The organism is Streptomyces flavovariabilis (assembly GCF_000725785.1).
GTDB classification, from domain to species: domain Bacteria; phylum Actinomycetota; class Actinomycetes; order Streptomycetales; family Streptomycetaceae; genus Streptomyces; species Streptomyces hawaiiensis.
The window spans coordinates 181,014-204,069 of record NZ_JNXD01000013.1 but is presented as its reverse complement, the minus strand read 5'-3'; the positions used below and the strand labels follow the sequence as shown (position 1 = coordinate 204,069).

The window sequence follows — 23,056 nt, the reverse complement described above, 5'->3', positions numbered from 1 at the left end:
CCCTGGCCCCCTGGCCCCCTGCCCCTCAACCCCGGCCCGGCCCGGCACCCGCCCAAGCCACCGAACCGCTACGGCAAAGCGAACCCCGGATCCATCCCGCCCAGCGCACTCACACACAGACAGTCCCGCTCGCCCTCCCCGGGCAACCCGGCCACCGCGTCGAACAGCACCCCCCGCAGCCGGTCCACATTGGCCGCGAACACCCGCAGCACCTCGTCGTGCGAGACGCCCTCGCCCGTCTCGGCGCCCGCGTCGAGGTCGGTGACCAGGGTCAGGGACGTGTAGCAGAGCGCCAGCTCACGGGCGAGCGCCGCCTCGGGGTGGCCGGTCATGCCCACCACCGACCAGCCCTGCGCCTGGTGCCACAACGATTCCGCGCGCGTCGAGAACCGCGGCCCCTCGACCACGACCAGCGTGCCGCCGTCCACCGGCTCCCAGTCCCGGCCGCGCGCTGCCTTCAGCGCGACGGCCCGCCCGGTGGGGCAGTAGGGGTCGGCCAGCGACACGTGCACCACGTTCGGCACCGAGCCGTCGGGCAGCGGCAGCCCGTCGAAGTAGGTGTTGGCGCGGGACTTCGTGCGGTCGACCAGTTGGTCCGGCACCAGCAGTGTGCCCGGCCCGTACTCGGGGCGCAGGCCGCCCACCGCGCACGGGGCGAGGACCTGGCGCACGCCGACCGAGCGCAGCGCCCACAGGTTGGCCCGGTAGTTGATCCGGTGCGGCGGCAGGTGGTGGCCCCGTCCGTGCCGCGGCAGGAAGGCGACCCGCCGGCCGGCGACCGCACCGAGGAAGAGGGAGTCGCTGGGCGGCCCGTACGGGGTGTCGACCTGGATCTCGGTCACGTCGTCGAGGAAGGAGTAGAACCCCGACCCGCCGATGACGCCGATCCCGGCGCCTGCCTGGTCCGTCACGTTCGCCTTGTTCGCCATGCCCGCACCCTAACCGCACGGGGAAACGCCGAGGACCCCGTCGCCCGGGGGCGACAGGGTCCCGTGAGAATCGGTGCTTACGCGGCGGTGGTGCTGCTGGAGGAGCTGCTGCCGGCGCTCGACGAGGAGCTCGATGAGGAGCTCGATGAGGAGCTCGACGAGCCGGAGCCGGAGGACGACGAGCCCGAAGACCCGGAGCTCGACGACTTCGCCGCCGGGGCGCTGCTCGACGAGGAGCCGCGGCTGTCGTTCCGGTAGAAGCCGGAGCCCTTGAAGACGATGCCGACCGCCGAGAACACCTTCTTCAGGCGGCCCGTGCAGTTGGGGCACTCCGTAAGAGCGTCGTCGGTGAACTTCTGCACCGCCTCGAGGCCCTCGCCGCACTCGGTGCACTGGTACTGGTAGGTCGGCACTGTCTTCCTCCTGGCACTCTCACTCGATGAGTGCTAACGACGATCCATAGTGACGTATTCCGGCCGTTCAGTCCACTGCCACCGGCACGCGGTGACCCACGCCACGTGCGACCGTCCGGCCGTTGGCCCGTGTCATCAGCCGGGACCGCAGGGCCAGGAGGGTCGCCAGGGCCAGCACCGTGCCGCCCATCGGCACCAGGAAACCGGCGCCGCCCCACAGGCGGTCCTCCAGTTGTCCGGCGATCGTGACGGCGGCGGCCTGGCCGAGCGCGACCGCCCCGGTGAGCCAGGTGAAGGCCTCGGTGCGGGCACCGGCCGGGACCAGGCTGTCGACCAGGGTGTAGCCGGTGATCAGGGCGGGTGCGATGCACATGCCGACCAGCAGGCCGAGGCCGGCGAGGACCGGCACCGAGTGCGCGGCCCACAGTCCTGACGCGGTGAGGGCCAGCGCCGTGTAGCCGATGACCAGGCGCCGCTGCGGGGCCGCCTTCCAGGCGATCGCGCCGCAGACCACGCCGGAGAGCATGTTGCCCGCGGCGAAGACGCCGTAGAGGACGCCGTTGAGGCCGGGTTCGCCGATCGACTCGGTGAACGCGGCCAGCGAGACCTGCATGCCGCCGAAGACGGTGCCGATGCCCAGGAAGATGACGATCAGCACGCGCACCCCGGGGACGCGCAGCGCCGAAGCGTGCTCCACGCGCGCGTGGCCGCCGCCCGCGACCGTGGGCTGGGTGCTCTTCTGCGCGGCGAACAGCAGACCGCCGATCAGGGTCAGCGAGGCCTCCGTGACAAGTCCGGCGGCCGGGTCGACGGCCGTGCACAGGGCGGTGGCCAGCAGCGGCCCGACCACGAAGGTCAGTTCGTCCGTGACGGACTCGAAGGCCGCCGCGGTGGTCATCAGCGGCGAGTCCTTGAGCTTCACACCCCAGCGGGCCCGCACCATCGGGCCGACCTGCGGCACCGAGGCACCGGTCGGGACGGCCGCCACGAACACCGCCCACAGGGGCGCGTCCAGCAGCGCGAGCGCCGTGAGCGTCAGCCCGGACACGGCGTGCAGCAGAACCCCGGGGATCAGCACGGCGCGCTGCCCGTAGCGGTCGGCGAGGCGGCCGGTGTACGGGGCGAACAGGGCCATGGAGACACCGGTGACGGCCGCGACGGCGCCCGCCGCTCCGTACGAGCCGGTGGTGTGCTGCACCAGCAGCACGATGGAGATGGTCAGCATCGCGAACGGCTGGCGTGCCGCGAAGCCGGGGAGCAGGAACGTCCAGGCGCCGCGGGTGCGCAGCAGCCGGCCGTACCCCGGGCGGGCGGAAGGCGTCGGGTTCTCCGACGCCTTCGAGGTGACCGTGGACTCCACGGCCCGTGCCTTTCTGCCGCCTGGTAGCGCGCCCCGTGCTGGGCGGCGCCGAGAGCTGTCCTCTTGCGCGGAACTGCGGTAGATGCCGGGGCCCGGTGAGGAGGGGTGTCCCGACCGCCATACGGCCGCGCCAGCTCTGCGTCAGGCAGAGTTGGTTCGATCTGGGTAACGCCTTCATCGTACAGGGATCAAGGGGTGCGTGCCTGTGAAAGTGAGCACCATGGGCCTGCCCGCCCTACAAATCCCAAACGGCGCAAAACGCCCTCAACGGCCCGCCCCGTCCGTCCCCAGCCAGCCGGCCAGCTTGCCGCCGTGCCCCACGGCCCGCAGCCGGCTCTCGGTCGCGTCCCGGACGGGGTCCGTGGCGACCACGAGGAGCTCGTCTCCGCGCTGCAATATCGTCGTGGGCAGCGGAACGAAGGATTCGCCTCCGCGCACGATGAGCGTCACGGCCGCACCGTGCGGCAGCCGCAGCTCGGCCACCTCCACTCCGTGCATCTTCGATCCGTCGGGGATCGCCACGGACAGCAGGTGCCCGCGCAGCCGCTCCAGCGGTGCCGACTCGATGCCGAGGTCGGCCGCCTCCGAGCCGTCGCCGAGGTGCAGCTTGCGGCCGAGCCAGGGCAGCGTCGGGCCCTGGATCAGGGTATAGACGACGACCAGGATGAAGACGATGTTGAAGATCCGGCGGCTGGCGTCGACGCCCTCCACCATGGGGATGGTGGCCAGGATGATGGGCACGGCCCCGCGCAGCCCCGCCCAGGACATCAGGGTCTGTTCCTGCCACGGCACCCGGAACGGCGACAGGCAGAGCACCACGCTCAGCGGTCGCGCCACCATGGTCAGGACCAGCCCGATGACCAGCGCGGGCACGATGTCGTCACCCAGTTCGTGCGGGGTGACCAGCAGGCCGAGCAGGACGAACATGCCGATCTGGGCCATCCAGCCGAGCCCGTCGGCGAAGCCGCGCGTGGCCGGCCAGTGCGGCAGCCGCGCGTTGCCCATCACCATCGCGGCGAGGTACACCGCGAGGAAGCCGCTGCCGTGGGCCAGCGCGCCGGCCGCGTACGCCACCACGGCGATCGCCATGACGGCGATCGGGTAGAGGCCGGACGCGGGCAGCGCCACGTGCCTGAGGCCCAAGGAGCCCAGCCAGCCCACCGCGAGTCCGATGGCAGCGCCGATGGCCAGCTCCAGCAGGATCACGCCCAGCAGTACGTACCAGTGCTCGACCGGGCCCGCCGTGGACAGGGACACCACGAGGATGACCACCGGGGCGTCGTTGAAGCCGGACTCCGCCTCCAGCGTGCCCGTCACGCGCGCGGGCAGGGGGATCTTGCGCAGCACGGAGAACACGGCCGCCGCGTCGGTCGAGGAGACGACCGCCCCGATGATGAGCGCCTGCCGCCATTCGAGACCGATCAGATAGTGCGCGGCCGACGCCGTGACCCCGACGCTCACCGCGACACCGGCCAGTGCCAGTGCCGTGGCGGCCGGCAGGACCGGCTTGATCTCCTTCCACTTCGTGCCCAGACCGCCCTCGGCCAGGATCACGACCAGGGCCGCGTACCCGATGACCTGAGTCAGTTCGGCGTTGTCGAAGTGGATGTCGCCCACGCCGTCCTGGCCCATGGCGACGCCGATCCCCAGGTACACGAGCAGGCTGGGGAGCCCGCTGCGCGAGGAGATCCGTACCGCTGCGACGGCGACGAGCAGGACGAGCGAGCAGACGAGCAGGAGCTGGTTGAGGTGGTGAACAGTCAGCGGCCGAATCCTTCCCTGGCCCGCACGCACCGCGCGTGGGCTCACGTACATCGCACATGACGCTGTGGCGCACCGCGCCAACTACTTCGTTACCTTACCTAACTCTTGACGATTTCTTGACCCTTCCGGGGGCAAGATCGAACGTCAGTCCGTGCCGGTTCCCGACTCCGCGTCAAGGGGCGCAAGGCCCTGCGCCTATCGTTGCTCCAGCGCTCAGTTAAAAGCACAGCCGAACCTGCCGCTCGCGTTAGGACAGCAAGGACAGCGATGCCCCCCAACACCACCGCCTCCACGGGTCAGCAGCCCGGCAAGTCCGGCAGGAGAAAGGGGCGCAAAGCCCGCCTTTTCGTGCTCGTCCTGGTGCTGGCCCTCATCGGGGGCGTGGCCTACGGGTCGTACTGGTCCATCAGTACCGTCCGGGCCTCCTTCCCGCAGACCAAGGGCAGCCTCACGCTGAAGGGCCTCTCGGGGCCCGTCGAGGTCAAACGCGACAACTACGGCATTCCGCAGATCTACGCCTCGTCCGACGCGGACCTGTTCATGGCGCAGGGCTACGTCCAGGCGCAGGACCGGTTCTACGAGATGGACGTCCGCCGCCACATGGCCTCCGGCCGGCTGTCGGAGATGTTCGGCAAGAGTCAGGTCGACAACGACGAGTTCCTGCGCACCCTCGGCTGGGACCGGGTCGCCAAGCAGGAGTACGACGCCAAGCTGTCGGCCGCCACGAAGAAGTACCTCCAGGCCTACGCCAAGGGGGTCAACTCCTACCTCCAGGGCAAGGACGGCGAGGACATCTCCCTGGAGTACGCGGCGCTGGGCTTCACCAACGACTACAAGCCGCAGGCGTGGACCCCGGTCGACTCGATCTCCTGGCTGAAGGCGATGGCCTGGGACCTGCGCGGCAACATGCAGGACGAGATCGACCGCGCCCTGCTCACCAGCCGCCTCGGCCCGAAGGAGATCGCCGACCTGTACCCGGAGTACCCGTACAGCCGGAACAAGGCGATCGTCCAGGAGGGCCGGTACAACGAACTGTCGGAGGCGTTCGAGCAGGGCGGCGCGAACGGTACATCCGGGACGAACGGAACCGGCGGTACCGCCACCGGCGCAGGGGGCACGGCGTCCGGCGGCTCCGGCACCGCGTCCGGCGCGAGCGGCACCGCCTCCGGCACGTCCGGTGCCGCCTCCGGCGCCGCGGGCCTGGACAGCCAGCTCGGCGGCCTGACCCGAGTCCTGGACGACCTCCCGCCGGCCGTCGGCGTGAACGGCGACGGCATCGGCTCCAATTCCTGGGTCGTCGGCGGGAAGTACACCATCACCGGCAAGCCGCTGCTGGCCAACGACCCGCACCTGTCGCCCTCCCTGCCGTCCGTCTGGTACCAGATGGGCCTGCACTGCCGCAGCGTCTCCAGCACGTGCCAGTACGACGTCAGCGGCTACACCTTCGCCGGCATGCCGGGCGTGATAATCGGTCACAACCAGAACATCTCGTGGGGCATGACCAACTCCGGCGTCGACGTCACGGACCTCTACCTGGAGAAGATCACCGGCGACGGCTACCTGTACGACGGCAAGGTCAAGCCCTTCGAGACCCGCGAGGAGACCATCAAGGTCGCCGGGGGCGAGCCCAAGAAGATCGTCGTCCGCGAGACCAACAACGGGCCCCTGCTGTCCGACCGCGACGAGGAGCTCGTGAAGGTCGGCAAGAAGGCCACCGTCGACACCGCCGCACCCGACCGAGGTGACGGCTACGGCATCGCGCTGCGCTGGACCGCCCTGCAGCCCGGCACCACCATGGACGCCGTCTTCGCCATGGACAAGGCGAAGAACTGGACCGACTTCCGCAAGGCCGCCGCGCAGTTCGAGGTGCCCTCGCAGAACCTGATCTACGCCGACACCGAGAACAACATCGGCTACACGCTGCCGGGGAGGATCCCCACGCGCGAGGAGAGCGACGACGGCTCCGTCCCGGCGCCCGGCTGGGACCCGAAGTACCGCTGGACCGGCTACATCCCGCAGGACGCGCTGCCCTACGAGTACAACCCGGACCGCGGCTACATCGTCACCGCCAACCAGGCCGTGATCGACCCGGACGAGTACCCGTACACGCTCACCGCGGACTGGGGCTACGGCGCGCGCAGCCAGCGGATCACCGACCTGATCCAGTCGAAGATCAAGGACGGCGGCAAGATCTCCACGGACGACATGCGCCAGATGCAGCTGGACAACAGCAGCGAGATCGCCCGGCTGCTGGTGCCCACGCTGCTGAAGATCGACCCCGGGAACAAGGACGTCCGCGAGGCGCAGAAGCTCCTTGAGGGCTGGGACTACACCCAGGACGCCGACTCCGCGGCGGCGGCCTACTTCAACGCGGTCTGGCGCAACGTCCTCAAGCTCGCCTTCGGCAACAAGCTGCCCAAGGAGCTGCGCCCCAAGGGCCAGTGCCTGTGGGTCGAGCCGGTCAACACCACCGGCCCCGCCGACGAGGCCGAGAAGGTCCGCGAGTGCGGCCAGCGCGACCCCGACAAGGCGCAGCCGGACGGCGGCGACCGCTGGTTCGAGGTGGTGCGCAAGCTCATGAACCAGCCGAAGAGCGACTGGTGGAAGACGCCCAAGGTGAGCAACAGCCGCCCCGGCGCCGTCAACCGCGACCAGCTGTTCAAGCGGGCCATGATCGACGCCCGCTGGGAGCTGACCGCCAAGCTCGGCAAGGACATCGACTCCTGGAGCTGGGGCCGGCTGCACCGCCTGTTCCTGAAGAACCAGACCCTCGGCACATCGGGCCCCGGTTTCATCCAGTACGCCCTCAACCGCGGTCCCTGGGAGCTCGGCGGCGGCGAGGCCACGGTCAACGCGACCGGCTGGAACGCGGCCGGGGGCTACGGGGTGGTGTGGGTGCCGTCCATGCGGATGGTGGTGAACCTCGGCGACCTCGACAAGTCGAAGTGGATCAACCTCACCGGCGCCTCCGGGCACGCCTACAGCGCCCACTACGTCGACCAGACCGACAAGTGGGCCGACGGCGAACTGCTGCCGTGGTCCTTCTCGGACCAGGCCGTCGAGAAGAGCACGACCGACAAGCTCGTGCTCAAACCGTGAGCCACCGGCACCGGTGACGCGAAGCGGCCCTCCACGCGTGCGTGGAGGGCCGCTTCGCGTCAGGGCTCCTGGCGGAACCGCCGTACACCCGACGGTGTCACCACCGCGTGCACCGGCCGGTCGTGCGGCTCCTCGGGGACGCGCTCGACGACCTCGGAGTCGTACAGCAGCACCACCAGGGCGGGATGGGCCCCGGCCCGGTCCAGCCGTGCCAGGACCCGGTCGTACGAGCCGCCGCCGCGCCCGAGCCGCATCCCCCGCGCGTCGACCGCCAGCCCGGGCAGCAGCACGGCGTCGGCGGTGGTCACGGCGTCCGGCCCGAGGCGCTCGCCCGCGGGTTCGAAGAGGGCCATCCTGCCGCCGTGTTGCACCCGTGCCAGGGAGCCCTCGCCCTCGTACGCGCCCCAGTCCAGGTCGTTGTCGGGCAGCAGGGCCGGCAGCAGCACGCGCACGCCCCGGGCGCGCAGCGCGTCCAGAAGCGCGAGCGTTCCGGGTTCGCTCCCCACGGAGACATACGCCGCGACCGTCCCGGCCCGCGCCAACTCGGGCAGCTCCAGCGCTCGCCCGGCCAGCGCGGCCGACGTTTCCCGCAGGTCATCCGCCGTCAACCTGTTCCTCACCGCGAGGATCTCGCGTCGCAAACTCCGCTTGTCAGGCTCGTCCGGACGTGCGATGGACCTCATTGGTTGCTCCCGTACCGTCGCAATACGCTCATACGAGCGCCTATGAACCGGAGCCGCAGATTCCATGCAAAGGCACCGGATAGGGTGGCGGACATGACTCAGCACCCTCGGATCAGCAAGGCTGTCATTCCCGCAGCAGGCCTCGGCACCCGGTTCCTGCCGGCCACCAAAGCCACTCCCAAGGAGATGCTGCCGGTCGTGGACAAGCCCGCGATCCAGTACGTGGTCGAGGAGGCAGTCGCCGCGGGTCTCGACGACGTCCTCATGGTGACGGGCCGCAACAAGCGCCCCCTCGAGGACCACTTCGACCGCAACTACGAGCTGGAATCGGCGCTGCAGAAAAAGGGCGACGCCGGCCGTCTCGCCAAGGTGCAGGAGTCCAGCGACCTCGCGACGATGCACTACGTCCGCCAGGGCGACCCCAAGGGCCTCGGCCACGCCGTCCTGTGCGCCGCCCCGCACGTGGGCGACGAGCCCTTCGCCGTCCTCCTCGGCGACGACCTGATCGACCCCCGCGACCCTCTGCTCCAGCGCATGGTCGAGGTCCAGGAGCAGCGCGGCGGCAGCGTCATCGCGCTCATGGAGGTCGCCCCGGAGCAGATCCACCTGTACGGCTGCGCCGCCGTGGAGACCACCGAGGACAGTGACGTCGTCAAGGTCGGCGGCCTCGTCGAGAAGCCCGACCCGGCCGACGCCCCGTCCCACTACGCGGTCATCGGCCGCTACGTCCTCGACCCGAACATCTTCGACATACTGCGCCGGACCGAGCCGGGCCGCGGCGGCGAGATCCAGCTCACCGACGCCCTCCAGCAGCTCGCCGAGGACGAGAAGATCGGCGGCCCGGTGCACGGCGTCGTCTTCAAGGGCCGCCGCTATGACACCGGCGACCGCGGTGACTACCTGCGTGCCATTGTCCGACTCGCATGCGAACGTGAAGACCTGGGCCCGGACTTCCGGACCTGGCTTCGCAGTTACGTAGCCGAGGAGATGTAACCCGTTGAGCAGCGCCGCGCCCCACGTCACCGGCCAGGACCACTTTGGCCCCGACCACCTGTGGTCGGTGGACGAGCACCTGGAGGACATCCTCGCCACCGTCCGGCCCCTGGAACCCATCGAGCTGCACCTGCTCGACGCCCAGGGCTGCGTCCTCGTGGAGGACATCACGGTGCCGGTGTCACTGCCGCCCTTCGACAACAGCTCGATGGACGGCTACGCGGTACGGGTCGCGGACATCGCGGGCGCGAGCGAGGAGTTCCCGGCGGCCCTGGAGGTCGTCGGGGACGTCGCCGCGGGCCAGTCCGAACTGCTCCACGTGGGCCCGGGGCAGGCCGCCCGCATCATGACCGGCGCCCCTCTGCCGCCCGGCGCCGAGACGGTCGTGCCCGTCGAGTGGACCGACGGCGGGCTCGGCGAGGGCCCGGTGGCAGGGATGCGCGCCCGCAGCCTCGGTCCCGAGGGAGCCACGGGGCACGTGCACGTGTACCGCCCGGCCGAAGCCCGCGCGCACGTGCGCGCGAAGGGCAGCGACGTGAGGGCCGGCGACCGCGCCCTGGAGGCCGGCACCATCCTCGGCCCGCCCCAGATCTCCCTGCTCGCCGCGATCGGCCGCGGCACCGTCCGTGTACGCCCGCGCCCGCGCGTGGTGGTGCTCTCCACCGGCAGCGAACTCGTCCAGCCCGACACGGAGCTGGGCGCCGGTCAGATCTACGACTCCAACAGCTTCGCCCTCACCGCCGCCGCCCGCGACGCCGGCGCCATCGCCTACCGCGTGGGCGCCGTCGCCGACGACGCCGAGACCCTGCGCTCCACCATCGAGGACCAGCTGGTCCGCGCCGACCTGATGGTCACCACGGGCGGCGTGAGCGTCGGCGCGTACGACGTGGTCAAGGAAGCGCTGTCCCACGTCGGCGACGAGGACGAGGCCGGCAGCGGCATCGACTTCCGCAAGCTCGCCATGCAGCCCGGCAAGCCCCAGGGCTTCGGCTCCATCGGCCCCGACCACACCCCGTTGCTGGCCCTGCCCGGCAACCCGGTGTCGTCGTACGTCTCCTTCGAACTGTTCGTCCGCCCCGCGATCCGCGCCCTCATGGGGCTGCCGGACGTGCACCGCCCGACAACCCGGGCGACGCTGGCCGCCGACAGGGCACTGACCTCCCCGAAGGGCCGCCGGCAGTTCCTGCGCGGCACGTACGCCGACGGCAAGGTCACCCCGGTCGGCGGCGCCGGCTCCCACCTGGTCGCCGCCCTCGCCCACGCGGACGCCCTGATCACCGTCCCCGAGGACACCGAGTCCGTCGAGCCCGGCACCGAGGTCGAGGTGGTCCTGCTCGGCCGATAGCCGCTGGTTGGGGGTACCGTGTCGCGCACAGCAGGTCCGCGCGCCGCACCGCGACGGGCCCGGACCGGGAGCGCCACACAGCATGAGCACGCAGGACCCACCCCCGCACGACGGCCCTACGCAGGACCGGCTGACGCACATCGACGAGGCGGGCGCGGCCCGCATGGTCGACGTGTCGGAGAAGGACGTGACCGCGCGCACCGCCCGCGCCAGCGGACGCGTCCTCGTCTCGCCCCGCGTGATCGAGCTGCTGCGCGGCGAGGGTGTCCCCAAGGGCGACGCCCTCGCGACCGCGCGGATCGCCGGGATCATGGGCGCCAAACGCACCCCCGATCTGATCCCGCTCTGTCACCCGTTGTCGGTGTCCGGTGTGAAACTGGACCTGTCGGTCGCGGACGACGCGGTGGAGATCCTGGCCACCGTGAAGACGACGGACCGCACGGGCGTCGAGATGGAGGCCCTCACGGCGGTCTCCGTCGCCGCGCTGACCGTGATCGACATGGTCAAGGCGGTCGACAAGGGAGCGGTCATCACGGACGTACGGGTGGAGGAGAAGACGGGCGGCAAGTCGGGCGACTGGAGCCGGGCATGACCTATCGCGCTCTGGTCGTCACGGCCTCGAACCGGGCCGCCGCCGGGATCTACGAGGACAAGGGCGGCCCGCTGATCTCGGACGGCCTGAAGCGCTTCGGCTTCGCGGTCGACGGTCCCCAGGTCGTCCCCGACGGCGACCCCGTCGAGGCCGCCCTGCGCGCCGGTGTCGACGCCGGCTACGACGTCATCGTCACCACCGGCGGCACCGGCATCTCACCCACCGACCGCACCCCCGAGGCGACCCGCCGCGTGATCGACCACGAGGTCCCGGGCATCGCCGAGGCCATCCGGGCGTTCGGCCGGGAGAAGGTGCCGACGGCGGCGCTCTCCCGGGGCCTGGCCGGAGTGGCCGGAGGCACGCTGATCGTCAACCTGCCCGGGTCGAGCGGCGGAGTGAAGGACGGCATCGCCGTCCTGGAGCCGCTGCTCGTCCACGCCGTCGAGCAGCTCCGGGGCGGCGATCACCCCAGACCCGGTAGTGGGGGTGCGAGCTGAACAGCCCATCCTGGCCCGTGGAGCTGGTGGACGGCGACCTCGTCCTCAGGCCGATAAAACTGCGCGACCAGCGGGCCTGGCGCGAGGTCAACCGGCGCAACCGTGACTGGCTGCGCCCCTGGGAGGCGACGATTCCGCCGCCCTCGCCGGGCGGGCCGATGACGCACCGCCCGACCTTCCGCCAGATGGTCCGCCATCTGAGGTCGGAGGCGAACGCGGGCCGGATGCTGCCCTTCGTCATCGAGTACCAGGGGCGGCTGGTCGGGCAGTTGACGGTCGCCGGGATCACCTGGGGCTCGATGTGCTCGGGCCACGTCGGTTACTGGGTGGACGAGGCGGTGGCGGGCCGCGGTGTGATGCCGACGGCGGTGGCGCTCGTCACGGACCACTGTTTCCGCACCGTCGGACTGCACCGCATCGAGGTCTGCATTCGCCCCGAGAACGGGCCCAGCCGCCGGGTCGTGGAGAAACTCGGATTCCGCGAGGAGGGTGTGCGGCCGCGTTATCTCCACATCGACGGGGCCTGGCGCGACCATCTCGTCTTCGCGCTCACGGCGGAAGAGGTGCCGGACGGGTTGCTGAGACGGTGGCAACGGGCACGATCGCAGAGTAATCGGGGAATGCGGCACCACCCCGGAAATTGAATAAGTGTTCGAAATTGATCGGCCGATGACCATCTGAGGGCAATGAATTCCCGTGCCGGGTGGTCTGCTGATCGCATCGATCACAAGAAAAGTTCGAAATATCAGCCAGATCGTGCGACACACCGGCCCAATTGGCAGATGGCCTCACGCAAACCCCTCTACGGTGTGAGGCGTGAGCAGCAGCGGCCTCATCTACGCAGTCATTGTCGGGGCCTGGGCCGCCTACTTGGTGCCGATGTGGCTCCGTAGGCAGGACGAGCTGAACGAGGCCCGTCCGACGGAACGCTTCAGCACCGCCATCCGGCTGCTGTCCGGACGGGCGGGGATGGAGCGCCGGTACGCCAAGGACCTGCGGGCGCGCTCCACCGACGAGGGGGAGCAGGACGCCGGCGACCTGGACGCCGTCACCGACTCGGTGGACGTCCGGGCCTTCGCCGTGTCCAAGACGCGTCCGCAGACCCAGGCACCCGTACCGTCGCCCGCCCCCGAGCAGCCGGTCCGCCAGGCGGCCCCCGAGCCCCCGGCCCGCCGTTCGCCCGCACCGAACGCGGTGGCCTCCGGGCGTCCCCGGGAACGGGTACCCACCGCCCGGCGCAGCGCCTCGGCGCAGGACCAGGCGGCCGCGGCGCGGGCCCGGCGCTCGAAGGTGCTCGCGCGCCGCCGGCGCACCACCACCATGCTGTTCCTCGCCTTCACGCTCGGCGCGATCGTCGCCGCGGTCGGGGGACTCGCCTTCCTGTGGGCGCCCGGCGTGCCCGCGGTCATGCTCAGCGTCTACATCGCGTACCTGCGCTCGCAGGAGCGCCGCCGGTTCGCGTACCAGATGGACCGCCGCATGGCCGAGGTCGCGGCGCAGCGCCTGCGGGAGCGGCAGCGCCAGCCCCGCCGGCGTCCCGTGGCCGCCGAGGAGATCGACGAACCGGAGGAGGGGTCCGAGCCGGTGACCGACCCCGGCATGTCGGCCCTCGCGGCGGACCGGCGCGCCCTCGTCGAGCAGACCGACCACGCCGAGTGGGTCGACCAGCAGCGCGAGCGGCAGCGGCGTCCCGGGCAGGGCGGCGACAGCTGGGAGCCGGTGCCGGTGCCTCTGCCGACGTATGTGACGGCCCCGGTCGCCCCGCGGGCCACCAGCGATGTGGACCTCGGAGCCCCCGACACCTGGAGCTCGGCCCGGTCGAGCACGGTCGCCCCGAACGCGGAGAGCGACTCCGGCGCCGCGGACCACCCGGGCGAGCCGGAACCCTCCGCCCAGGACACGGGCGACGGCGACGGCGGCGGGCGCACCGACGCGCGCCGGGCGGCCTCCGCCCGGCGGGCCCGGGAGCGCGGCCGCACCCCGCTGTTCGACCAGTACGAGGACGGCGACCGCCCCCGGGCGGCCAACGAGTAGTTCCGCGAACCCGCAGGTGGCAACCCCTTGGGAACGGATTTCCAAGCAGGCCGATCGGGGTGCTAAAGTTTCACTCGTTGCAAGGGCCTGTGGCGCAGTCCGGTAGCGCACCTCGTTCGCATCGAGGGGGCCAGGGGTTCAAATCCCCTCAGGTCCACGCAGCTCAGAGCCCCGGTCGGGAAACCGACCGGGGCTCTGACGTGTGTTCAGCGTCACAGGCTTGCCCGGGGGCGGTCGCTGAGCTCTCGTCAGTGGGCAGGCCCAAGGCGCTTCGCGAAGCAGCGGCTGGAGTCGTAGAGGCGGTAGTAGCCGAACTTGGCGCACGGTTCGTAGCCGCTGGACGTGTACAGCGCTATGGCCTCCGGTTGCTTGGTGCCGGTTTCCAGGACCATGCGGATGCGGCCGGCCGCGCGGGCGTCCTCCTCCAGGGCGGCCAGGATGCGGCGGGCCAGGCCCCGGCCGCGCATGCCGTCGACCACGTACATGCGCTTGAGCTCGGCGTCGCCGTCGGTGTTGCCCTCGTCGTTGGCGTCCTGGGCGCGCCAGCCGCCCGAGGCGACGGGGGTGCCGTGCTCGTCGTACGCGATCAGGTAGACGCCGTTCGGCGGGTCGAAGTCCGCGGCGGCCATGGGCGTGGCGTCGCCGTCGTCGCCGTAGCGGACGGCGTACTCGGCCTGGACCTGGTCGTTCAGCTTCGTGGCGTCGGGGTGGTCGAAGGAGACCCGGCGTATGTGCATGGCCGCTACCGTATTCGATCCGGAACTGGACCTCGTCCAGTGTGCCGGTATCGTGCCCGGGTGCTCACTGTGACCTCTGTGAATGTGAACGGGCTGCGTGCCGCCGCGAAGAAGGGCTTCGTGGAATGGCTCGCGAAGACCGAAGCCGATGTGCTGTGCCTCCAGGAGGTGCGGGCCGAGCCGGAGCAGCTGCCGGAGCACGTCCGGGCGCCCGAGGGGTGGCACGTCGTCCACGCGCCGGCCGCCGCCAAGGGCCGGGCCGGGGTGTCCCTGTACAGCCGCCGCGAGCCCGACCGGGTGCGGATCGGCTTCGGGTCCGCCGAGTTCGACGGCAGCGGGCGGTACGTGGAGGCCGACCTGCCCGGCGTCACCGTCGCCTCCCTCTACCTCCCCTCCGGTGAGGTGGGCACCGAGCGGCAGGACGAGAAGGAACGCTTCATGGGCGAGTTCCTCGCCCACCTGAAGGGACTGCGGGAGCGCGCCGCCGCCGAGGGGCGCGAGGTGCTCGTCTGCGGCGACTGGAACATCGCCCACCAGCGGGCCGACCTGAAGAACTGGCGCGGGAACCAGAAGAGCTCCGGGTTCCTGCCGGAGGAGCGGGAGTGGCTGGGGCGCGTCCTCGACCCGGCCGACGGCGGGTACGCCGACGTCGTGCGCGCGCTGCACCCGGACACCGAGGGGCCGTACTCGTGGTGGTCCTACCGCGGGCGGGCCTTCGACAACGACACGGGGTGGAGGATCGACTACCACGTGGCCACTCCCAAGCTCGCCGAGCGGGCGGTCAAGGGGTTCGTGGAGCGGGCCGCCACGCATGCGGAGCGGTGGTCCGACCACGCGCCGGTGACCGTCGTCTACGACCGTTAGGACGTCCGCATCCTCCGGTCCAGCGCCAGTGACAGTTCCGCCTCCACCACGCTCCGGGCCAGTGGGCGCAGGCGGGGGAGGTCCCGGGCGGAGGCGTGGCGGAGGACCAGGGCGGTGAAGAGTTCGGCGAGGGCGTCGGCGTGGGTGCGGACCTGTTTGGCCGCGCCGAGGACCTCCGCGAGCGGGATGCCCTCGTGGACCAGGGCGGAGGAGACGTCCAGGAGGCGGCGGCTGATGTGGACGATCTCCTCGCCGTCGGTGCCGAGGTAACCGAGTTCCATCGCGGCGGCGAGGTTCTCCGGTGTGGCCTCGCCCGCGAAGTGGTCGGCGAGTTCCTCGGGGGTGAGGTGGACCGGCTCCTCCTCGGTGGGGCCGCCGACGCCGAGCAGGTCGCCGACGTCCCGGCCGTGGTCGAAGGCCTCCGCCAGTTCCGCGATGCCGCTGAGGGTGTGGCCGCGCTCCAGCAGGGCCGTGATCGTGCGCAGCCGGGCCAGGTGGTGGTCGTCGTACCAGGCGATGCGGCCCTCGCGGCGGGGTGGCGGGATCAGTTTGCGTTCGCGGTAGAAGCGCAGGGTGCGCACCGTGATCCCGGCGAGGCGGGCCAGCTCTTCCATGCGGTATTCACGCTTCTCGGCCACCTGGGCACCTTAAGGCGTACCACGGGTAACTTTCCTGGGCCCGCCCCCTACCCATCGGTACGCCGCTGCCCTACGCTCCCATTGCGCCAGTGTTCACTGGCATGGTTCTCGTGGTGTGTGGAGGTGTCGGCATGGGCGAGCGCGAACACGAGCATGTGCGGGTCGCGGTGGTCGGGTCCGGGTTCGGCGGGCTGGGGGCCGCCGTGCGGCTGCGCCGCGAGGGTGTCACCGACTTCGTCGTCCTGGAGCGGGCGAGCAGTGTCGGCGGCACCTGGCGGGACAACAGCTACCCGGGGTGCCGGTGTGACGTGCCGTCGCATCTGTACTCGTTCTCCTTCGCGCCCCATCCCGACTGGCCGCGCACCTTCTCGGGGCAGGAGCACATCCGCGACTACCTGGAGCACGTGACCGACGTGTTCCGGCTGCGGCCGCACATCCGCTTCGACTCGGAGGTGAAGCGGATGGCCTGGGACGGCGAGCGGCTGTGCTGGGACATCGAGACCAGCAGCGGGAGTCTTTCGGCGGACGTCGTCGTGTCGGCCACCGGGCCGCTGTCCGACCCGAAGGTGCCGGACATCCCCGGGCTGGAGTCCTTCCCGGGCCAGGTGTTCCACTCGGCCCGCTGGGACCACGACTACGACCTGCGCGGCAAACGCGTCGCGATGGTGGGGACCGGTGCCTCGGCCGCCCAGATCGTGCCGTCGATCCAGCCCGATGTGTCCCGGCTCACCCTGTTCCAGCGCACAGCGCCCTGGGTGATGCCCCGCATGGACCGGGCGATCAGCGACGCCGAGCGGTGGATGCACCGGCAGCTGCCCTTCACCTCGCAGATCAGGCGCGGACTGCTGTGGGGCATCAGGGAATTGCAGGTCCAGGCGTTCACCAAGCATCCGGGGCAGCTCGGCCTCGTCGAGGACCTGGCCCGGCGCAACATGGCCCGCTCCATCAAGGACCCGGCCCTGCGGGCGAAACTCACCCCGGACTACCGCATCGGCTGCAAGCGGATCCTGCTCTCCAGCGACTACTACCCGGCGCTCGCGCAGCCGAATGTGGACGTCGTCGCGAGCGGCCTCGCCAAGGTCCGCGGCTCGACCCTGGTCGCCGCCGACGGCAGCGAGGCCGAGGTGGACGCCATCGTCTTCGGTACCGGGTTCCACGTCACCGACATGCCCATCGCCGACCGGGTCGTGGGCGCCGACGGGCGGACCCTCGCCGAGGCCTGGAAGGGCGGCATGGAGGCCCTGCGCGGTGCCTCGGCGGCCGGCTTCCCCAACTGGATGACGGTCATCGGGCCCAACACCGGCCTCGGGAACTCCTCGATGATCCTCATGATCGAGTCCCAGCTGAACTACCTCGCCGACTACGTCCGCCAGCTCGACGTCCTCGGCGGCCGGGTCGCCCTCGACGCCCGCCCGGACGCCGTGCGCGCCTGGAACCACCGGGTGCAGGAGCGCATGAAGCGCACTGTGTGGAACACCGGCGGATGCACCAGCTGGTACCTCGACGCGAGCGGCCGCAACACCACCATCTGGCCCGGCACCACCGGCGAGTTCCGGCGGGCGACACGGCGGGTGGACCTCGCGGAGTACGACGTCCTGCGGGTCCCCGCAGCCGGCAAGACGGAGAAGAACACCGCGAAGAAGGCGGAGGTGGACGCGTGAGCCGTCTCCTGCACGTCGACTCCGGGCCCTACGCCCCGCCCGCCCCGGCACGCGAACTGACCGCCTTCTCCGCCGACGGCGCCCGGCTGCACGTCGAGGTCCACGGGTCCGAGGGCGCGCCCGCCGTCGTCCTCGCCCACGGCTGGACCTGCTCCACCGCCTTCTGGGCGGCGCAGATCCGCGGCCTGGCCGCCGACCACCGCGTCATCGCCTACGACCAGCGCGGTCACGGGCGCAGCCCCGCGAGCCCCGCGTGCAGCCCCGACGCGCTCGCCGACGATCTGGAAGCCGTACTCGAGGCCACCCTCGCGCCGGGCGAACAGGCCGTGATCGCCGGGCACTCCATGGGCGGCATGACCGTGATGGCGGCCTCCGGGAGAGCCGCGTTCCGGGCGCACGCGGCCGCCGTCCTGCTGTGCAGCACGGGCAGTTCGCAGCTGGTCGCCGCCGCCACCGTCGTCCCCCTGCGGGCCGGGCGGGTTCGGACCTGGCTGACCCGGCGGGTCCTCGGCTCCCGCGCCCCGCTCGGCCCGGTCACGCCGCTGGCCCGCCGGATCCTCAAGTACGGGACGATGGGCCCCGGTTCGGCCCCGCACATGATCGAGGCGTGCGCGCGCATCGTGCACGCCTGCCCCCGCAAGGTCCGCCACGCCTGGTCGCAGGTGCTGGATCTGCTCGACCTCGACCACGGTGTGCGGGAGCTGGACGTGCCCACGGCCGTGATCGTCGGGACGGCGGACCGGCTGACGCCGCCGGCGCAGGCCCGGGCCCTGGCCGCCGCGCTGCCGCACTGCACCGGGCTCGCCGAACTGCCCGGCATCGGCCACATGACGCCCATCGAGGCGCCCGAACTGGTCACCGGCACCATCCGGGAGCTCGTCCACGCACACATCCAGGTCGTATCCGAGGAGAGCGCATGAGCAGGGTGAGCCTCGAAGGCAAGGTCGCCGTGGTGACCGGGGCGGCGCGCGGCGTCGGGGAGTTGCTGGCACGCAAACTCTCCGCGCGCGGTGTGAAGGTGGCGCTCGTCGGCCTGGAGCCGGACGCGCTCAAGCAGGTCTCCGGGCGGCTGCACAGCGACAGCGACCACTGGCACGCCGACGTCACCGACCACGAGGCGATGGCCCGTGTCGCGAGCGAGGTCGAGGAGCGCTTCGGCCGCGTCGACATCGTCGTCGCCAACGCCGGTGTCGCCACCGGCGGGCCGTTCGCCGACTCCGACCCGGAGTCCTGGCGGCGGGTGATCGAGGTCAACCTGATCGGCTCGGCGGTGACCGGCCGCGCCTTCCTGCCGCTGTTGACGCGGAGCCGGGGCTATCTGCTCCAGATCGCGTCCCTGGCCGCGATCACCCCGGCGCCGATGATGACCGCGTACTGCGCGTCCAAGTCGGGCGTGGAGGCGTACGCGCACAGCCTGCGCGCCGAGGTCGGGCACCGGGGCGTGAAGGTGGGCGTCGGATACCTGTCGTGGACCGACACCGACATGGTGCGCGGGGCCGACCAGGACGACGTCATGCGGGAGTTGAGGCAGCGGCTGCCCTGGCCGTCCAACAAGACGTATCCGCTGGGGCCGGCCGTGGACCGGCTCGTTGAGGGGATCGAGCGCAGGTCGAGCCATGTGTACGGGCAGTGGTGGCTGCGCGGGATGCAGGGCGTGCGCGGCTACCTGCCCGGGGTCATCGGGACGGTGGGCCAGCGCGAGATGCGGCGGTTCGCGGACCGGCTGACGGGCATGCGCACGGGCCTGGTCGGGGCCGGTGGAGCCGCCGACGAGCAGCAGCGGACTACGCTCCGTAAGTGATCGACATGCGCAGCGTCACGACCCGTGTGAATCTGAACGAGCCAGATCCCCTCACCCCCAACGGGAGTGAACCCACATGGGTATGAAGGACCAGTTCCAGGAGAAGTCCGAGCAGTGGCAGAACCAGGCTCGCCAGAAGGCGGAGCAGGCTCGCGAGCAGGTGCCGGGCCGCAACCGCCGGCGCGACGAGGACATGGACCCCTCGCAGCCGCAGCGCGACCGTGAGCGCACGGAGCCGCAGCGCGACCGTGAGCGCGAGCAGGAGGACCGCTTCGACCAGGACTTCGACGCCTGACGTTGCGTGCTGAGCGGACCGGGGCGTCCCCGTGCGGGGCGCCCCTTTCCCCTGTCTGTCACGTCCCGCCGGGAGTTCACGTCCTGGGCGGCAGCTTCGGGCGGGAGCGGTCCGGTACGTCGCTGTAGGTCGGCGGCGTCGCCGGCGGGTCGGTCTCCAGCAGCCCGAGTGCCAGTTCCACCGCGTCGGTCAGCTGGGCGTGCCGCCCCTCGGCCCAGTCCAGCGGGGTGCGCAGGACGTCGATGTCGGGGGTGACGCCCTGGTTCTCCACCGACCAGCCGTACGCGTCGAACCAGGCCGCGTTCATCGGCACCGTGATCACCGTGCCGTCGCCCAGATCGTGGCGGCCGGTCATGCCGACCACCCCGCCCCAGGTGCGCTGCCCCACGACCGGGCCGAGCTTCAGCAGCTTGAACGCGGCGGTGATCATGTCGCCGTCGGAGGAGGTCGCCTCGTCGGCCAGGGCCACCACCGGCCCCCTGGGCGCGTTCGAGGTGTACGACACCGGCTGGGCGTCGCGGGTCAGGTCCCAGCCCAGGATCGTGCGGCTCAGCGTCTCGATGACCAGCTCGCTGATGTGACCGCCGGCGTTGCCGCGTACGTCCACGATCAGCGCGGGGCGGGACACCTCCATACGCAGGTCGCGGTTGAACTGCGCCCAGCCCGAACCGCCCATGTCCGGGATGTGCAGATAGCCGCAGCGCCCGCCGCTCAACTCGCGCACCACCGCCCGGCGTTTGGCCACCCAGTCCTGGTAGCGCAGCGGCCGCTCGTCCACGAGCGGGACGACGGCGACCCGCCGGGGCGGGCCCCCGCCCTCCGCCGGGTCGAAGGTCAGGTCCACCGTCGTACCGCCCGCGCCGGCCAGCAGCGGGTAGGGGCCCGCGTCCGGATCCACCGGGCGGCCGTCCACGTGGGTGAGGACTGCGCCCTCCCGGATGCCCGTGCCGGCCAGCGGGGAGCGTGCCTTGGAGTCGGAGGAGTCGCCGAGCAGAATCCGCTTGACGGCCCAGCCGACGTCCCGGCGTACGAAGTTGGCGCCCAGCAGGCCCTGCCGGCGCTGGTAGTGGGGCGGGCCCTCGTTGCGCCGGGCGGCGGTGACGTAGGCGTGGGACGTGCCCAGTTCGCCCAGGACCTCGCGGAGCAGGTCGGCGAACTCGTCGGGGGAGGAGACCCGTTCGACCAGCGGGCGGTACTGGTCCAGCACCCCGTACCAGTCGATGCCGCACATGCCCGGGTCCCAGAAGTAGGCCCGGATCAGCCGCCCGGCCTCCTCGTACGCCTGCCGCCACTCCGCCGCCGGGTCGACCGTGTGCAGGATGCGGCGCGCGTCGATCCATACCGTCGAGTCGGAGTCGCCCGGCTCGTTGGCCGGGACCGCGCGCAGTTCGCCCTCGTCGACGATCACCAGCCGGCTGCCGTCGCCGCTGACCGCGAACCAGTCCAGATGCTGGGCGAGTTCGGACTTCCTGGCCTTGGTGACGCCGAAGTGCTCCAGGGTCGGCCGGCCGCTGGTGTCGTCCGGGTTGGCGAACGTCTCGCCGAGGGCGCCCGAGATCGGCCAGCGCAGCCACACCAGCCCGCCGCCCGCCACCGGGTGCAGCGCCGAGTACTTGGAGGCGGCCACCGGGAACGGCGTGACGCGGCTCTCCAGCCCCTCGACCTCGACGATCACGGCCCCGTTGTCGCCGTTGTCGTCGTCCTCCACCGGGTCCAGGCCCCCGGCGGCCGGGCGGCCCTCCGGGTTCACCGCGAACGGGGAGGGCGTCGCGGAGGACAGCGGCACGAGGTAGGGGCGGCAGCCCAGGGGGAAGGACAGGTCGCCGGTGTGTACGTCGTAGACGGGGTCGAAGCCGCGCCAGGACAGGAAGGCGAGGTAGCGGCCGTCGCGCGTGAAGACCGGGTTCTCGTCCTCGAAGCGGCCGTTGGTGACGTCGACGATCAGCCGGTCCGCCTCCGCCGTTCCGGCGAGCCGGGCCATCTTGATCTGCCGTAGCGTCCGCCCGATGCCCGGGTGGGACCAGGTCAGCCACGCCCCGTCCGGGGAGAACGCGAGGTCGCGCACGGGCCCGTTGGCCGACCGGATCAGCTCGGTGACCTCGCCGCCGGAGTCCTCGGTGACGTCGGCGAGGAGGAGCCGGCCGTCGTGCGAGGCGACCGCCAGCCGCTCGCCCTCCGGGTCCGAGACCAGCTCGCGCACCCGGCCCAGGGCGCCCGGGGCCAGCCTGCGGGGCGCCCGGTCACCGCTGGCCCGGGGCAGGTAGGCGATCTCGATCGCGTCCTCGCCCTCGGCGTCCGTCACGTACGCCACCCGCCCGCTCCCGCCGAGCATCTCCGGCATCCGCACCCGGACGCCGGGGGTGTCGGTGAGGGTGCGGGCCGGGCCGTCCCGGTGGGTGAGCCAGTACAGGCTGCCGCGTACGACGACGGCGCTCGCCCGCCCGGTCTCGTCGACCGAGAGCCCGTCGACGTGCCGGGACGCCGCCACCTGGTAGGGGCGCCGCCCCGCCCGCGGCCCGCTCAGCCGTACGTCCAGCCGGCGCGGTCCGGAGTCAGGGGACAGGTCGTCCACCAGCCACAGGTCGCCCCCGCACTGGTACACCACCCGGGTGCCGTCGCTGGCGGCGTGCCGGGCGTAGAAGGCGTCGTGGTCGGTGTGCCGGCGCAGGCCGGAGCCGTCGTAGGCGCAGGAGTAGAGGTTGCCGACGCCCTCGTGGTCGGAGAGGAACGCGATGCGGCCGCCGACGAACATGGGGGAGTGCAGGTGGCCGCCGAGGCCCTCCAGCAGCCGTTCGCCGTGCAGCCAGAGCCGGCCCGTGGCCCCGCCGCGGTAGCGCTTCCAGGAGGCCGGTTCGTGCGGCGGGGTGCCGGTGAGGAGCAGGGACTTGCGTTCCCCGTCCACGTCGGCGACCTGGATGTCGGCGACCGGCCCCCAGGGCAGTTTGCGCCCCGGGTCGCCGCCGGGGGAGACCTTGTAGGCCCAGGTGAAGTAGGAGAAGGGCTCGCCGTGCGAGGCCACGGCGAGGATCTCGCCGTCCGGGGTCCAGCCGCAGACCCGGGTGTCGGCGCTGCCCCAGTGGCTCACCTGGCGGCCCGGGCCGCCGTCCACCGGGACGACGTGCACCTCGGGTACCAGGGTGCGCCAGCTCGTCCAGGCGAGGTGGCGGCCGTCGGGCGAGAAGCGCGGGTGGCCCGCCTTGGTGCGGTCGACGGTGAGCCGCCAGGCCCGGCCGGGGGCGTCGAGCGGAGCGAGCCAGAGGTCGTCCTCGGCCACGAAGCACACCAGGTCGTCATGGAGGTGCGGCAGACGCAGATAGGTCACGTGACCATGCTTTGCCCGGGTGGGAAGCG

20 protein-coding genes and 1 tRNA gene are annotated in these 23,056 nt (G+C 71.7%); 13 read left to right on the top strand and 8 right to left on the bottom strand.

Annotated features, from left to right (window positions below):
* Positions 1–68: 68 nt before the first annotated feature.
* From IO24_RS0124175 to IO24_RS0124160, 4 genes are all read right to left on the bottom strand, one after another.
* Complete coding sequence (locus IO24_RS0124175) at positions 69–929, bottom strand: S-methyl-5'-thioadenosine phosphorylase (protein ID WP_031138750.1); 861 nt, start codon at positions 927–929, stop codon at positions 69–71.
* A 77-nt stretch (positions 930–1,006) separates the two neighbouring features.
* Positions 1,007–1,342, bottom strand: a complete 336-nt coding sequence (locus tag IO24_RS43330) for an FmdB family zinc ribbon protein (RefSeq protein ID WP_078899317.1) — start codon at positions 1,340–1,342, stop codon at positions 1,007–1,009.
* A 67-nt stretch (positions 1,343–1,409) separates the two neighbouring features.
* Positions 1,410–2,702, bottom strand: a complete 1,293-nt coding sequence (locus tag IO24_RS0124165; protein ID WP_031138748.1) for an MFS transporter — start codon at positions 2,700–2,702, stop codon at positions 1,410–1,412.
* Positions 2,703–2,966: 264 nt separating this feature from the next.
* Positions 2,967–4,517, bottom strand: coding sequence for a potassium/proton antiporter (locus tag IO24_RS0124160; RefSeq protein WP_234335243.1), 1,551 nt, complete (start codon positions 4,515–4,517; stop codon positions 2,967–2,969).
* 216 nt (positions 4,518–4,733) lie between these two features.
* On the opposite strand from IO24_RS0124160, the gene IO24_RS0124155 reads away from it, so the two are divergent.
* Positions 4,734–7,565: a penicillin acylase family protein gene (locus IO24_RS0124155; RefSeq protein WP_031138744.1), complete on the top strand. Its 2,832-nt coding sequence runs from the start codon at positions 4,734–4,736 to the stop codon at positions 7,563–7,565.
* A 59-nt stretch (positions 7,566–7,624) separates the two neighbouring features.
* Here IO24_RS0124155 and IO24_RS0124150 read toward each other — a convergent pair whose 3' ends face one another.
* On the bottom strand, positions 7,625–8,248 hold the full coding sequence (locus IO24_RS0124150; protein ID WP_078899318.1) for a 5-formyltetrahydrofolate cyclo-ligase: 624 nt from the start codon (positions 8,246–8,248) through the stop codon (positions 7,625–7,627).
* 93 nt (positions 8,249–8,341) lie between these two features.
* On the opposite strand from IO24_RS0124150, the gene galU reads away from it, so the two are divergent.
* From galU to IO24_RS0124115, 7 genes are all read left to right on the top strand, one after another.
* The gene (galU, locus tag IO24_RS0124145) at positions 8,342–9,241 is read left to right on the top strand and encodes a UTP--glucose-1-phosphate uridylyltransferase GalU (protein ID WP_031138740.1); all 900 of its coding nucleotides are present in this window, start codon (positions 8,342–8,344) and stop codon (positions 9,239–9,241) included.
* A 4-nt stretch (positions 9,242–9,245) separates the two neighbouring features.
* Positions 9,246–10,586, top strand: a complete 1,341-nt coding sequence (glp, locus tag IO24_RS0124140) for a molybdotransferase-like divisome protein Glp (RefSeq protein ID WP_031138738.1) — start codon at positions 9,246–9,248, stop codon at positions 10,584–10,586.
* A gap of 82 nt (positions 10,587–10,668) precedes the next feature.
* Entirely contained in the window at positions 10,669–11,178 is a 510-nt protein-coding gene (gene moaC / locus IO24_RS0124135; RefSeq protein ID WP_031138736.1) for a cyclic pyranopterin monophosphate synthase MoaC, read from the top strand.
* A complete protein-coding gene (locus IO24_RS0124130) occupies positions 11,175–11,675 on the top strand; it encodes a MogA/MoaB family molybdenum cofactor biosynthesis protein (RefSeq protein ID WP_031138734.1) in 501 nt (166 codons plus the stop codon). Before moaC ends, IO24_RS0124130 begins: the two co-directional genes overlap by 4 nt.
* 17 nt (positions 11,676–11,692) lie before the next feature.
* Entirely contained in the window at positions 11,693–12,319 is a 627-nt protein-coding gene (locus IO24_RS0124125; protein WP_037668310.1) for a GNAT family N-acetyltransferase, read from the top strand.
* Between the two features lie 172 nt (positions 12,320–12,491).
* Entirely contained in the window at positions 12,492–13,709 is a 1,218-nt protein-coding gene (sepX, locus tag IO24_RS0124120) for a divisome protein SepX/GlpR (RefSeq protein ID WP_031138731.1), read from the top strand.
* Between the two features lie 83 nt (positions 13,710–13,792).
* A tRNA-Ala gene (locus tag IO24_RS0124115) sits at positions 13,793–13,866 on the top strand.
* A 91-nt stretch (positions 13,867–13,957) separates the two neighbouring features.
* Here the strand turns inward: IO24_RS0124115 and IO24_RS0124110 are convergent.
* Positions 13,958–14,446 (bottom strand): GNAT family N-acetyltransferase, encoded by a 489-nt coding sequence (locus IO24_RS0124110; RefSeq protein WP_031138730.1) that lies wholly within the window; start codon positions 14,444–14,446, stop codon positions 13,958–13,960.
* 60 nt (positions 14,447–14,506) lie between these two features.
* On the opposite strand from IO24_RS0124110, the gene IO24_RS0124105 reads away from it, so the two are divergent.
* Positions 14,507–15,310, top strand: a complete 804-nt coding sequence (locus tag IO24_RS0124105; protein ID WP_031138729.1) for an exodeoxyribonuclease III — start codon at positions 14,507–14,509, stop codon at positions 15,308–15,310.
* On the opposite strand, the gene IO24_RS0124100 is transcribed toward IO24_RS0124105, so the two are convergent.
* Positions 15,307–15,948, bottom strand: coding sequence for a MerR family transcriptional regulator (locus IO24_RS0124100; RefSeq protein ID WP_031138728.1), 642 nt, complete (start codon positions 15,946–15,948; stop codon positions 15,307–15,309). The two genes, IO24_RS0124105 and IO24_RS0124100, sit on opposite strands and share 4 nt — an antisense overlap.
* A 131-nt stretch (positions 15,949–16,079) precedes the next feature.
* Between IO24_RS0124100 and IO24_RS0124095 the strand changes: the two genes are divergently transcribed.
* The 4 genes from IO24_RS0124095 (at position 16,080) to IO24_RS0124080 (ending at position 19,705) form a co-directional block, all read left to right on the top strand.
* The gene (locus IO24_RS0124095) at positions 16,080–17,609 is read left to right on the top strand and encodes a flavin-containing monooxygenase (protein ID WP_031138727.1); all 1,530 of its coding nucleotides are present in this window, start codon (positions 16,080–16,082) and stop codon (positions 17,607–17,609) included.
* Positions 17,606–18,529 carry an alpha/beta fold hydrolase gene (locus IO24_RS0124090; protein WP_031138726.1) on the top strand — a complete coding sequence of 308 codons (924 nt, stop codon included), beginning with the start codon at positions 17,606–17,608 and terminating at the stop codon, positions 18,527–18,529. The genes IO24_RS0124095 and IO24_RS0124090 overlap by 4 nt, the downstream gene beginning before the upstream one ends.
* Positions 18,526–19,410, top strand: a complete 885-nt coding sequence (locus IO24_RS0124085; protein ID WP_031138725.1) for an SDR family oxidoreductase — start codon at positions 18,526–18,528, stop codon at positions 19,408–19,410. Before IO24_RS0124090 ends, IO24_RS0124085 begins: the two co-directional genes overlap by 4 nt.
* Positions 19,411–19,486: 76 nt before the next feature.
* The gene (locus IO24_RS0124080) at positions 19,487–19,705 is read left to right on the top strand and encodes a hypothetical protein (RefSeq protein ID WP_031138724.1); all 219 of its coding nucleotides are present in this window, start codon (positions 19,487–19,489) and stop codon (positions 19,703–19,705) included.
* Between the two features lie 76 nt (positions 19,706–19,781).
* Here IO24_RS0124080 and IO24_RS0124075 read toward each other — a convergent pair whose 3' ends face one another.
* Positions 19,782–23,027, bottom strand: coding sequence for a S41 family peptidase (locus tag IO24_RS0124075; protein WP_031138723.1), 3,246 nt, complete (start codon positions 23,025–23,027; stop codon positions 19,782–19,784).
* Positions 23,028–23,056: the final 29 nt, after the last annotated feature.